The following is a 12,567-nucleotide window of genomic DNA, read 5'->3' on the forward strand; positions in this document are numbered from 1 at the left end:
AAGTATTGATAATTTTGAAGTTTTCCACCTCCTGAGAAAATATTTTATTCAATTCTCAGGAGGTGGGATTTGATTGAACTCCATAATTTTTACAAGCCCTCCGAGCGAATCCCGCGGAAGTTTCCCCTCTGGACCTTGGAGGCAGCAAAATAAATGATCAGAAAACAGCCACCGCCGGAAAGATTTGATCTTATTGTAGCAGGAGCAGGCCACGCCGGTTGTGAAGCCGCCATGGTTGCATCCAGTCTGGGTCTTAAAACCCTTCTTCTGACCATAAATGTGGACCGCATAGGGCACCTGTCCTGCAACCCGGCTATCGGCGGGCTTGCCAAGGGGCATATGGTCAAGGAAATCGACGCGCTGGGCGGCTATATGGGGCTGTGGTCCGACAAGGCCGGAATCCAGTTCCGTATCCTGAACACCAGAAAGGGACCGGCTGTACGCGCCAGCCGTGCCCAGATGGACCGCAATGAATACATGCGCGTGGTCCAGAAGGATATCTTTTCGCAGGAAAACCTCTGGGTCCGTCAGGATATGGCTGAAAAACTGATCATAGAGGACGGCCATGCAGCCGGAGTCGTAACCGGTATCGGCGAGAAATTTCTTTCCAGAGCGGTATTGCTGACCACTGGCACATTTCTGCAGGGCCTGATCCACATCGGGCTTGAAAATTTCAGCGGTGGCCGCATGGGCGACCCTGCGTCCGTGGGCATGTCCAAAAGCCTTGCTGAAGCCGGACTGACCCTCGGCAGGCTCAAGACCGGCACAACTCCCCGGCTGCTCAAGGACTCAATTGATTACGACAGACTGGAGGTTCAGCACGGAGATAATCCTCCGCAGCCTTTCAGTTTCCGCACTACAGAAATCAGAATGCCTCAGGTTCCCTGCTACATAACCTACACCAATGAAAAGACTCACGAGGCCATCCGCAGCGGTTTTGAACGTTCGCCGATGTTCACCGGAGTTATCAAAGGAACAGGTGCGCGCTACTGCCCCTCCATTGAGGATAAGGTTGCACGCTTTCCCGAAAAGGACCGTCACCAGATTTTCCTTGAACCTGAAGGCTACGAAAGCCCCGAAGTCTACCCCAGCGGTATCCCCACCAGCCTGCCGCTCGATGTCCAGAAGCGCATGATCAATTCAATCGAAGGACTGGAGCAGGCTCAGATCATCCGTCCGGGCTACGCCATTGAGTACGATTTCGTACCGCCCACCCAACTGCTTCCGACCCTTGAAACCAAGGTACTTCCAGGTTTGTTTCTAGCCGGTCAGATCAACGGGACTTCCGGATACGAAGAAGCCGCAGCGCAGGGACTCTGGGCAGCGTGCAACGCCTACTGCAAGCTGGCCGGACGTGCTCCCTTCCTGCTCTCAAGGGATCAGGCCTACATCGCGGTACTGGTTGACGACCTTGTCACCAAGGGAACCCTCGAACCATACCGCATGTTCACTTCACGTGCAGAATACAGGCTGCTGCTGCGCGAAGGTAACGCCGACCTGCGCCTGACAGAGATCGGCCGCGAACTGGGGCTGGTCAAGGACGACCATTGGGCCATGTTCAGTGCCAAGAAAAAAGGACTGGAAAATGTCCTTGAAGCTCTGCGCGATATAAAAATCAAACCGGATGCTGCCACCAGAGAGATTCTGGAAAGCATCGGGGGAACCCCTCCGGGCAAATCCGTTCCGCTTGCAGCTGTGTTGCGCCAGCCCGAACTGACCATCGCGGATATGAAGCATTTCTGGCCAGAAATTGAAAACTGCTCGGAAGATGTGCTGCTTGAAGCTGAAACTCAGATCAAATATGAAGGCTATCTGGTCCGCCAGCAGGAACTGGTAGAAAAATTCAGACGCATGGAATCCGTAGCTCTTCCCGAGGATCTGGATTACAGTGCTGTTGCGGGACTGACTCGTGAAGCAGTGGAGAAACTGACCAAGGTAAGACCTCTCACTTTGGGACAAGCCAGCAGAATTTCAGGGATAACCCCTGCGGCTTTATCCTCTGTTGAAATTCACCTGAAAAAACTCGGGCTAATCTGAGATATTGCCAATTCGAGAAGCCAACAAATGCTTTTCAAGCAAGATAAAAAAAAGTACAAATAATAAAAGGGTGTTAACTGAAACGGTTTGTTTTCCGCAAGAGCGAGCACAATTCTCTTTCACAACAAGCATAACACCTTTTTATTATTGAACTTATTTCAAAGGAAATTCCTTTGATCGCCTAAGGTAATCTTCGCTGTATATACAGACAGCATCTTACCGCGCGAGCCCGCCGGAGGTTTTTCCCGGCATCATGTAAAAGGCATGGCACAAATGGCAGTCGATCAGGAATACATGTACAAGGTTCTGAGAGGCTTTGGCGAGTCCGGGCTTCCGCCTGAAACCATCCATATGCTAGTGGTGGTCGGTTTTGCGTTGCTTGCCATTGCAGCATCAGTTCTCTGGTACAACAACCGGGAACTGAAAAAACGGCTGAACACAGTGCCCACCAGTTGGATAACGGACTACGACAACCTGTTCAAAATATTTGAAACAGCGTTGGTATACCGTTCAAAGATCGACCTCAGTTTCCATTCAAACTCGGAAAAACGCAGAACCATTGCCTGTTCAATTGCAGACGTCACACCTAACAAAATAATCCTTGAAGTCGGTGCGCATGCCGGAATCGGCAAGAACTGGGTGGGCCGTCAGATTACCGGATTTTTCAATGTTCCCGCCAAGCAGACCGGAAGCGTCATTTTTTACAACTTTACTTCGGTCATATCCAACATTACTCCTAAGGGATCACAGTACTTCAACATCACCATAGATTTCCCAGAATATATTGAACAGACCCAGAAGCGTGAATTCCTTCGAGTTTCACCTGCATCACGCCACTATGACTATGTGAACATAATTCCTGACACCAAACAGGGCATGGCTGCAGGGCTCAAGTTTCTCGCCTCACATGGCGAATACACCCCGGGACACATTGGCGGTAAAGAGTCCAGCGTATTCCTGTCCGATATTTCCGGCGGTGGTCTGTCCCTCGAACTTACGCACATGAACACCAAGAAGGCCACCCGCTTCAACCTGAATAAGGGAAACACCTTTCTGGTACTTCTTGGATTGGTTGATACCGGAAACCGCGGTATCGTTCGACATCTTTTCGTGTGCAAAGCCCGCCGCGTCTACATCGACCCCACCCAGAGCCGTGCACAGGTTGGTCTTTCCTTTGAAGCAAAATTCAAAGGCTATGACGAAGACACCAAAAAACCTGTCTGGGAACGGTTCACCAAAAGCGGCTGTCCGGAGATGGACGACTGGGCCTACAACCTGTACCTGGAGCTCTACCGCGAAGGAGCCGAATAGGACAATTTCGTAACATATGCACATGGTTGTTGACACACTGAGTTCATAATACGTAAGTATATTCGAAGTAGTATTTTTGTTTTGTGTAGATATGCAATGGCTACACCAGACCAATTCACATAAAAATGCTAAAACCTCTGATAAAACCATAACAGGAGAAATTAAGTTGGACGACGGTTCAGAAGGCCGATTGTGGGCCAAAATGGTCAATATTTTCAAAAAGACAGACCCCCCTCTTGAAGAGCACATCCTCGAAGCCAGTGAAGACGGCGAAATCAAGGACGAAGTCGTCTCGATGCTGCTGAACGTTCTCGAACTCAAAGACACTGAAGCTTACGAGATCATGATCCCTCGAACCGATATGATCGGCGTGGACATTGATGACGGGCTGAGCGGCACAGCAGAACGCATTATCGAGCACGGACACTCACGCATACCCGTCTACCGGGACACAAAAGACAAAATCATCGGCATCGTCCACGCAAAGGATATTATTGCTCCCCTGCTGCATGGTCAGATCAACATCTCCCTTGAAGAAATCATGCGCGAACCATTTTTCGTTCCGGACACAATAAAAGTCAGAACACTGCTCAAGGAATTCCAGAACAGACACGTGCATATGGCGATCCTTCAGGATGAGTACGGCGGAACATCCGGCCTTATCACCATGGAAGACGTGCTGGAAGAAATTGTCGGTGAAATTTCTGACGAACACGATGCAGAACGCCCTTCCGATATCAAGGAACTTGAAAACGGAAGCTATATTGTTTCAGGACGAGTACTTCTGGATGATTTCTCTGAAAAATTCGACCTGCAGCTTGAATCCGAGCACGTTGAGACAATCGGCGGATATATTTCGGAACTGACCGGGCGCATCCCCAACATCGGAGAATTCATCACTGTTTCCGGTTACAAATTCACTGTGCATGAAGGAGATGCAAAACAGATCATCTCCATTCTCGTTGACCCTCCTACCAGGACGTAGAATGCATCCGGCCATTCCTGCTCTTATTGCAATGATTTCCGCGGGGCTTGGCTATGCCAATCCCCTTTTTCATCTTCCCGCTGCATCTCTGGGTTTTCCCCTCGCACTGGGAATGATCGCTTTTTCCTCCAGTACCCCCAAAGCAGCACTCAAACGCGGATGGATAGCCGGATCGCTGGCCTGCCTCGCCGTCATGTACTGGATTGCATATCCCGTGGGAGTATACGGCAATCTTCCATGGGCTCTCGCTATTCCCTGTCCCGTACTGATAGCCATGGCGATGGGAACATATTACGGCGTATACTCTTTCATACTGAGCTATGCGGCCAGAGCCATGCCCCCTTTTGCGCTGTGCATATTCAGTGCGCTGCTCTGGACCACCCTTGAGAGCGCCCAGGGTGCACTTTTTACCGGATTTCCATGGATGGTTCTGACCTCGGCCTTTTCTTCCCGCCCCGAATGGATTCAGGGAGCGGCGTTCATCGGCGGCTACGGTCTGTCCGGCCTGCTGGCCTCAATTTCAACGGCCATACTTGTCTGGAAAATATCCCACCCGGCAAAGATTTGGGCATTGGGCATCGCTGCTGCTGTAATGCTTCTGGGCGGCGCACGTACCACCCCGGAAACCTTCAGCAATCTTGCGACTCTTAATTCGACACACATCGGAATCGTTCAGGGAAACATAGATCAGGCCAGCAAATGGGATGAGAAGTTCAAAACCGGCACATTTGATAAATACTTGCGCCTGAGTGAACAAATCGCGGATAAAGCGGATTTAATAATCTGGCCGGAAACAGCCATGCCATTTTATATTCAGGACCCCGGTGTCATGCGTGCCAGACTTTTTAATTTCAGCACTGAAACAAAGATCCCTGTTCTCACCGGCGCACCGGGATACATACTGCACGGGCCACGTAGCTTTTCCCTCTACAACCGCGCTTTTCTGATCAAGCCCAAAACAACTGAACTTGAATGGTATGATAAACACCACCTTGTCCCGTTTGGTGAATATGTACCGCTCAAAGATTTTCTTCCTCTGGACAAACTAGTTCAAGGGGCTGCGGATTTCATTCCCGGCAACGATGCCGGACCGCTAGATTGCGGCGACCTTGCGATGGGTATGCTCATCTGTTATGAAGGAATCTTTCCCGAACTTGCTCAGGAGAGAGTTGAAAAAGGTGCCAACCTGCTGATTAATATCAGCAATGACGCATGGTACGGCAGGACATCCGCACCATATCAGCATCTGGGACTCGTGGCCATCCGGGCGGTTGAACAGGGCCGCTATCTAATCCGCGGAACAAACACAGGAATATCAGCCGCAGTTGATCCGCTGGGCAGAGTTAGCGATGCAACCGAACTTTTCGAGGATGCAGCAGTGATTACCAGCCCGGCACTGATGAAGGGCAGCACTTTCTACCACGCAAACTACAGGGCTGTGACCATTCTGCCGCTGATCCTGACCGGACTTATCCTCTGCTGGATTATCGTCTATACCCGGAAAGCTGGTGACAGATAACTGCTGTTCATATAAGGGTTACTGTCCGATGAAATTAAAAGCTGAATCGAAATAATGCTGAAAACAGCTTTGAAAAATATATATAAAAGGATTAACAACTAAATATGCTTCAATTTTCAGACCTCAGATCCAAGGCTCAGGAGAGCATCGAAAAATTCGAAACCCTCTGGGGGCGTCTTTGACCATGCTCAGAGCAGAGAACGTCTTGATGAAATTGAACACAATCTCAGCAAGCCCGGAGCATGGGACAAGCCCGATGAACTGACTCCGGTACTGCGAGAGAAGGCTGTACTTGAAGAGAAAGTAAACTCTTACGAAGAACTCTCCACAACCCGAGACGATGTCGAAGAATGGCTGATGATGGCCGGAGAAGAACAGGAACAGGAAATTCTCGAAGCACTTGCCGACAATGTGGAAAAGCTTACCCGGCTGGTAGAACAGACCGAACTGGCAACCCTGCTGTCAGGTCCTGAAGACAAGAGCACCGCAATCCTTGAAATCCATCCCGGTGCGGGCGGACTTGAATCACAGGATTGGGCGGAAATGCTCCTGCGCATGTATCTGCGCTGGTGCGACAAGAGAAACTGGAAAACCAGCTATCTTGATTACCAGCCGGATGACGAAGCCGGAATCAAGAGCGTTACCCTGCGTGTCGAGGGGCTCTATGCGTACGGTTTCCTCAAAGGAGAAGCCGGTATCCACAGACTCATACGAATTTCTCCATATGATTCCTCGGGCAGACGGCATACTTCCTTTGCATCGGTTGACGTATATCCTGAAATTTCTCAGGACATAGAAATCGATGTAAAAGACGAAGACCTCAGAATTGATGTTTTTCGTGCATCAGGACCAGGCGGCCAGCATGTCAACAAGACGAACTCGGCTGTCCGCATCACTCACCTGCCTACAAACATAGTTGTTCAGTGCCAGAACGAGAAGTCGCAGCTCAAGAACAAGGAAACCGCCATGAAAATCCTTAAATCGCGACTCTATGAGCAGGAACTAAAAAGGCAGGAAGAAAGCAAAAAGGCAGACTATGCCACCAAGGACTCAATCGCCTGGGGCAGCCAGATTAAAACATATACACTGCAACCTTACCGACTGGTCAAAGACCACCGCTGCGGAGCGGAAGACGGCAATGTCGAGGCTGTTCTCGACGGAGAGCTGGACGGTCTGATCAGAAACTTCATGCTCCACGCATACGGCGGAGAAAATGAGCGCTGAATACATCGCTAAAAACGAGGCCAGCCTTCTGGAAGAACTATTTTCGGTGCGTGAACGCTTCTGCAATGAAAGCGAAGCATGCACCACCCAGGACTGCCCGGAGGGACTGGCCGTCCTGCGAGTCTGCCCCGGCATGACACTGGAAGCCTGGGAAATTCTGGCTGAACGCCACGGCCTGAACGACTGGCTTACACTGCCGCTGGACAGAAACGCAACTCCACACCTGAGACATGTGCAGCAGGTGCTTGAAGAGCTCTCCTTCAAGACCGAGCACGACCCACTGACAGGCCTTTCCAACCGCAGGGTTTTCGAAAGGGTCCTTGATCAGGAAATGGAACGGTCGCGCCGGAACAAAACTCCCATGAGCCTTGCAATTCTCGACATCGACAATTTCAAGTCAATCAACGATACATGGGGGCATCTGAAAGGGGACGAAGTCCTCATTGACTTTGCAGAAATGCTTTCGCACAGCTCCCGCCGATACGATCTCGTGGCTCGCATCGGAGGAGAAGAGTTTGCAGTCATTTTCTCCGGTGTTGGAATATTCAAGGCACAGCAGTTGGTGCAACGTCTGCTGGAAAACACAAGGTTGCTCAGTTTCTCGACTCCTGACAGTAAAAACAAATTTTCCGTCACCTGCTCCGCCGGTCTTGTTGCATACAAAGGGCTGGTGGAAAGCAGCATGAACAACATTATCGACAAGGCCGACAAGGCACTCTACGAAGCCAAAAAAACCGGAAAGGACAAAGTCTGCACCGCGGAAGTCCTGGATTTCAGTGCTGTAAACAAGGAGACCCTTGTTCACGCCAATGAGAAAAAATTTTTATTCACGGGAAATTAAAGGATATATTCAGCCATGATCAATGCCAACAAAACAATGAGCCTTGCCATTATGAGCGGTAAAGGCGGCGTGGGTAAAACCAACCTTTCCCTGAACCTTTCCTACGCACTCAACACCGGCGGCAACAGTCTGCTGCTCATGGATTGCGACCTTGGGCTGGCCAACCTGGACGTTCTGCTCGGCATTTCGCCTGAAAGCAACATGCAGGATCTGCTGATCAGCGGAGCCAAGCCTTCCGATATTGTTATCCCGGTTGAGCCGGGGCGCAAGTTCGACATACTGCCCGCAGCTTCCGGAGTACCGGAACTTGTCGAAATGGACGAAGATATGCAGGAGATGCTTTTCAGCAAGATTACCGAGCTGGTAAGCAGCTATCAGTTTCTGGTCCTTGACCTTGGAGCCGGTATAAACGGAACCGTACTGTCCTTTGCATCCATGGTACACGCCCGCATTGTGGTTATAACACCGGAACCGACATCACTGACCGACAGCTACGCCCTGATCAAGGTGTTGAATTCACAGCACGGAGTCAGCGATTTCCATATTGTGGTCAATCAGGCCGATTCCGCTAAGGAAGCAAAGCAGACCTTTGACCGCCTAAATATGGCCTGCGAAAAATTCCTGAATATTCAGTTGAAAAATATGGGTTTTGTGCGCTATGATCCGACCGTAACCGAAGCGGTTCGGAGGCAGATACCTTTCATCAAGTATGCTCCCAAATCTGATGCCAGCCGGGATATCCTGAATATCGCGGTCAAAATTCAGAAAATGCGTATGGACAATATGGGCAGACTGGCTGAAAGACCTGTCATAAAAAAATTTCCCACTCTGGCCGACTAATTACTTGACGAAAAGGGAAGCTTTTCGGCATGGTTGTATTAGTAATAGTAAAACACCAGCGTGCCATACAGAAAAACGACGCGGGAGAGAAGAATGAACAAAAGCGAACTGATCAAGAATCTTGCTGAAGAGAAAGGGTTGCATGTTGATGAGTCAGCAGAAATTGTAGATGCGTTTGTCGACGCCATCAAAGAAGCCCTTATTCGTGGAGATCGTGTTGAAATCAGAGGTTTCGGCAGCTTCAAGATGAAAGGCTACAAAGGTTACACCGGTCGCAACCCCAAGACCGGCGATGTCGTGGATGTTACTCCCAAAAAACTGCCCTTTTTCCGCCCCGGCAAAGAGCTGAAAGAATATCTGAACGCTTAATGCGCCTTTTCATATTAGCTTTTCTAATCCTTGCCGGTATCTGGGCTCCGTTAAACGCTCATGCCGGCAAGGATGTGTTGTTGTCTATTGCCAACACTGCCAACACCTTCGGAACAGTAAACCCCTGCCCAACCTGAGGAAACAAGACGCTTGGCGGACTGGCCCGGCGGGCCGGATATATTGAGGATCTACGTACGACCCTCAAAAACAAGGTGCTTGTTCTTGGCGGTGCATATGAATTTTTGCCGACTTCAGGCGAACATCTCCCTGAAAAAAAACAAAATGCTCTGGTCGAGGCTTTCCAAATCATCGATTATGATTTAGGAATTCTCAGCCCTGCTGAATACGAGTTTCTCAAGAATTCCAAACTCGGAATTCCCGATAAATGGATCTGCGACCTGGAAGAAAAAGTGGTCCCCCAGGAACTTCCGGATGGGAAAAAGGCTGTAATCATCATACTGCCCAATCTGGAAAAAGGTTCCGATGAAATTCCTGCGGATCTTCTTGAACATGCAGCAAAGCTGTTCAAAAAGCACAAGGAGTCATCAGACCTTGTAATTGCGATGAGCTCCTGGGGTTATTTCAGGGAAAAGAAATTTCTCGGCTCACCCGAAATCACCGAAGACTGCCCGGATATACTGCTGGGTAGCGGTGACGGTCCGGGTATGACCGGGAGTCTTGTCGCTCAAGGCAGGACACTGTGGGTACGCAGCTACCCCACCGGCAAGGCTGTCAACAGGATCGACGTTATGCAATATCCAGTACGCGATCCCGGATTCAAATGGACATCCGGAGAGAGCATCAGATGGTTCTTGCAGACACTGACGGATAAAACCCGGGAAGACCCCAAGATAGCCACGCTGCTGACTGGTATAGTGGACGATAAGTAATAGGACAAATTGGAGGCAAACAATGACTTTCCAAGGAGCATTCACTGCTCTTGTCACTCCGTTCAAGAACGGGGAGATTGATCAGGACGCGTATCGCGAACTGATCGAGTGGCAGATCGAACAGGGGATCGACGGTCTGGTTCCATGCGGAACAACCGGCGAAGCGGCAACATTGACTCATGAAGAACAAGGTGAGGTCATCAGAATCTGTGTCGAGCAGACCAAGGGACGTGTCCCGGTCATTGCTGGCGCGGGTTCAAACAATACTAAAGAAGCCGTAAACCTTACTCTGCTTGCTAAACAGGCAGGCGCAGACGCCACCCTCCAGATTACCCCCTATTACAATAAACCGACTCCGGCAGGATTACTCGCGCACTTCAAAGCTCTGTCTGAAGAAGCATCAATGCCCTTCATTCTGTACAACGTGCCCGGCAGAACCGGACTCAATGCCACACCAGAGACCATTGCAAGAATCGCCAACGAGGTCTCTGATGTTATCGGCGTAAAAGAAGCGACAGGAAATCTCGGACAGGTTTCAGATGTTATCGAACAATGTCCCGAAGGATTTACCGTTCTTTCCGGCGATGATTTCACTGTGCTTCCCCTGCTTTCACTTGGCGGACACGGCGTAATTTCCGTTGTTTCCAACATAATGCCCGCTGACATGGCAGGCATGTGTGCAGCCTTCCGCGCCGGCGATATGAAAAAAGCCCAGGAACTGCACTTCAAGATGCAGCCGGTAAACAGAGTGATGTTCGTTGAAACCAACCCCATTCCCGTAAAGACTTCTCTCGGAATGATGGGTAAATTCGAGACCTCCTTCAGACTTCCGCTCGTTCACCTTGAGCCGGAAAGCAGAATCAAACTGGAAACAGTGCTTAAAGAAAACGGTCTTATCTAGCCTGAATCCGACCCAGATAAATTTAAAGCCCGCATAGAAATATGCGGGCTTTTTCATAACAATATAACATCAAAAACCGTCTACTCCAGCCCGACTTCCGGCGCAATTCTGTCAATCGCTTCGATGGACATGGCAAAAAAATCACCCATATCAAGGCCTATTTTCTCACACTCGCCGATAATTTCACGGCTTACGCTGGCTGCAAATGCCTTTGATTTCATCTTTTTCTTAAGACTTTTCGGAGTCATTCCCTTCATTTTTTCAGGACGCATAAGCGCGTTTGCGTGGATAAGACCTGTCACTGTTTCGCCGCAACGCAGGGCAAAATCAAAATCTGTCTGCGGGGGCACGCCTGTCATATCTCCGTTGTGGGCACGGATTGCCTGAATGGCTTCCTCAGGCAGTTTGCCCTCAAGCATTTCGGCAGAAACGAGCCCATGTTTTTCCGGCTGATCCGCAGTCTGTCCGTAATCAAGGTCATGCAGCAGCCCGGTGATGGACCATAGCTCAATATCCTGACCGAGTTTTTCCGCCAGTGCGCCAAGCACGACCTCGGATTCAAGGGAATGCTGGATAAGATTTTCTTCAGAAACATTTGCCTTGAGAAGCTCCAAAGCTTCATCACGTGAAATCATTTTCAACTCCTTTAAATTGTCTGACAGCTTGATCACACCCGAATTAACGGGATAAAATTAATATAAATGACAGAAAACGTTCCGACCTTTGCCCATATCCCGCATTATCGGCCGCTCTTTGGAACATATTTCCATGACCATGGGGCAGCGCGGATGAAAAGGGCAGCCGGAAGGAGGCGAAATTGGGCTGGGCATTTCGCCGGAGATCGCCACCTCCTCAAATCTTACTGACGGGTCCGGAACCGGAACCGCGTCGAGCAGTATGCGCGTATACGGATGCAGCGGATCACGGTAAAGATCTTCGGTCGGCGACACTTCCATCAGCATGCCCAGATACATAACCGCAACCCTGTCACTTATATGACTGACTACTGAAAGGTCATGGGAAATGAAAACGTAACTCAACCCGAATTCTTTCTGAATGGACTTCAGCAGATTGAGCACCTGCGCCTGCACCGAAACATCAAGGGCGGAGACCGGCTCATCACAGACAATCAGATCCGGGTTCATGGCGATTGCCCGGGCAATCGCCACCCGCTGACGCTGTCCGCCGGAAAACTCATGAGGGTAACGCGTCGCATGCTCCGGGCGTAGTCCGACCTGAACAAGAAGCTCGTCAACACGGGCTGCAATTTCTTTCCGGTTGCCTAAATTGTTTATCCTCATCCCTTCCGAAATAATGCTTCCGATCCGGTGCCTGGGGTTAAGCGATGAATATGGGTCCTGAAACACCATCTGGACCATGGTACCCAGTTCTGCAGCAGTCCACTGGTCAAGGGCTTTGCCCTTGAATATGATGGAACCTGAATCAGGTTTTTCCAGTCCGGTCAAGAGTCTGGCAAGGGTTGATTTGCCGCATCCGGATTCCCCCACCAGCCCAAGTGTCTCACCATCACCGACATGCAGGGTTATGCCATTGACAGCTTTTACAGTTGTCTTGGACAGAGAGAAAACACCGCGACTGACCGGGTATGTCCTTTTTACTTCGCTAAGTTCAATAATATTTCTGTTCATC

Annotated in this window: 12 protein-coding genes; 10 read left to right on the plus strand and 2 right to left on the minus strand. The window is 50.1% G+C overall.

The window, feature by feature from the left end:
• Positions 1-153: 153 nt before the first annotated feature.
• From mnmG to dapA, 10 genes are all read left to right on the plus strand, one after another.
• Positions 154-2,037: a tRNA uridine-5-carboxymethylaminomethyl(34) synthesis enzyme MnmG gene (mnmG, locus tag N7E73_RS00305; protein WP_432736650.1), complete on the plus strand. Its 1,884-nt coding sequence runs from the start codon at positions 154-156 to the stop codon at positions 2,035-2,037.
• A 273-nt stretch (positions 2,038-2,310) separates the two neighbouring features.
• Positions 2,311-3,348, plus strand: a complete 1,038-nt coding sequence (locus N7E73_RS00310; protein ID WP_432736651.1) for a hypothetical protein — start codon at positions 2,311-2,313, stop codon at positions 3,346-3,348.
• Between the two features lie 166 nt (positions 3,349-3,514).
• Positions 3,515-4,333: a hemolysin family protein gene (locus N7E73_RS00315; RefSeq protein WP_432736653.1), complete on the plus strand. Its 819-nt coding sequence runs from the start codon at positions 3,515-3,517 to the stop codon at positions 4,331-4,333.
• A gap of 1 nt (position 4,334) precedes the next feature.
• Positions 4,335-5,852 carry an apolipoprotein N-acyltransferase gene (gene lnt, locus N7E73_RS00320; protein WP_432736655.1) on the plus strand — a complete coding sequence of 506 codons (1,518 nt, stop codon included), beginning with the start codon at positions 4,335-4,337 and terminating at the stop codon, positions 5,850-5,852.
• A gap of 104 nt (positions 5,853-5,956) precedes the next feature.
• A protein-coding gene (gene prfB / locus N7E73_RS00325) for a peptide chain release factor 2 (protein ID WP_432736656.1) occupies positions 5,957-7,076 on the plus strand; the annotation gives its coding sequence in 2 pieces (ribosomal slippage) (positions 5,957-6,031 and positions 6,033-7,076; 1,119 coding nt in all).
• Entirely contained in the window at positions 7,066-7,917 is an 852-nt protein-coding gene (locus N7E73_RS00330) for a GGDEF domain-containing protein (RefSeq protein WP_432736658.1), read from the plus strand. The genes prfB and N7E73_RS00330 overlap by 11 nt, the downstream gene beginning before the upstream one ends.
• Before the next feature lie 15 nt (positions 7,918-7,932).
• On the plus strand, positions 7,933-8,757 hold the full coding sequence (locus N7E73_RS00335) for a MinD/ParA family protein (protein WP_432736659.1): 825 nt from the start codon (positions 7,933-7,935) through the stop codon (positions 8,755-8,757).
• Between the two features lie 60 nt (positions 8,758-8,817).
• The gene (locus tag N7E73_RS00340; protein ID WP_432736660.1) at positions 8,818-9,126 is read left to right on the plus strand and encodes an HU family DNA-binding protein; all 309 of its coding nucleotides are present in this window, start codon (positions 8,818-8,820) and stop codon (positions 9,124-9,126) included.
• Complete coding sequence (locus tag N7E73_RS00345) at positions 9,126-10,016, plus strand: UshA-like (seleno)protein family 2 (RefSeq protein WP_432736661.1); 891 nt, start codon at positions 9,126-9,128, stop codon at positions 10,014-10,016. Before N7E73_RS00340 ends, N7E73_RS00345 begins: the two co-directional genes overlap by 1 nt.
• A 22-nt stretch (positions 10,017-10,038) precedes the next feature.
• Positions 10,039-10,917 (plus strand): 4-hydroxy-tetrahydrodipicolinate synthase, encoded by an 879-nt coding sequence (dapA, locus tag N7E73_RS00350; protein ID WP_432736662.1) that lies wholly within the window; start codon positions 10,039-10,041, stop codon positions 10,915-10,917.
• A gap of 80 nt (positions 10,918-10,997) precedes the next feature.
• Here dapA and N7E73_RS00355 read toward each other — a convergent pair whose 3' ends face one another.
• Positions 10,998-11,552: an HDIG domain-containing metalloprotein gene (locus N7E73_RS00355; protein WP_432736663.1), complete on the minus strand. Its 555-nt coding sequence runs from the start codon at positions 11,550-11,552 to the stop codon at positions 10,998-11,000.
• A gap of 57 nt (positions 11,553-11,609) precedes the next feature.
• Positions 11,610-12,566 carry an ABC transporter ATP-binding protein gene (locus tag N7E73_RS00360; protein WP_432736664.1) on the minus strand — a complete coding sequence of 319 codons (957 nt, stop codon included), beginning with the start codon at positions 12,564-12,566 and terminating at the stop codon, positions 11,610-11,612.
• Position 12,567 lies beyond the last annotated feature (1 nt).

The sequence above is a fragment of the Maridesulfovibrio sp. FT414 genome (assembly GCF_050916235.1).
Lineage (GTDB): Bacteria > Desulfobacterota > Desulfovibrionia > Desulfovibrionales > Desulfovibrionaceae > Maridesulfovibrio.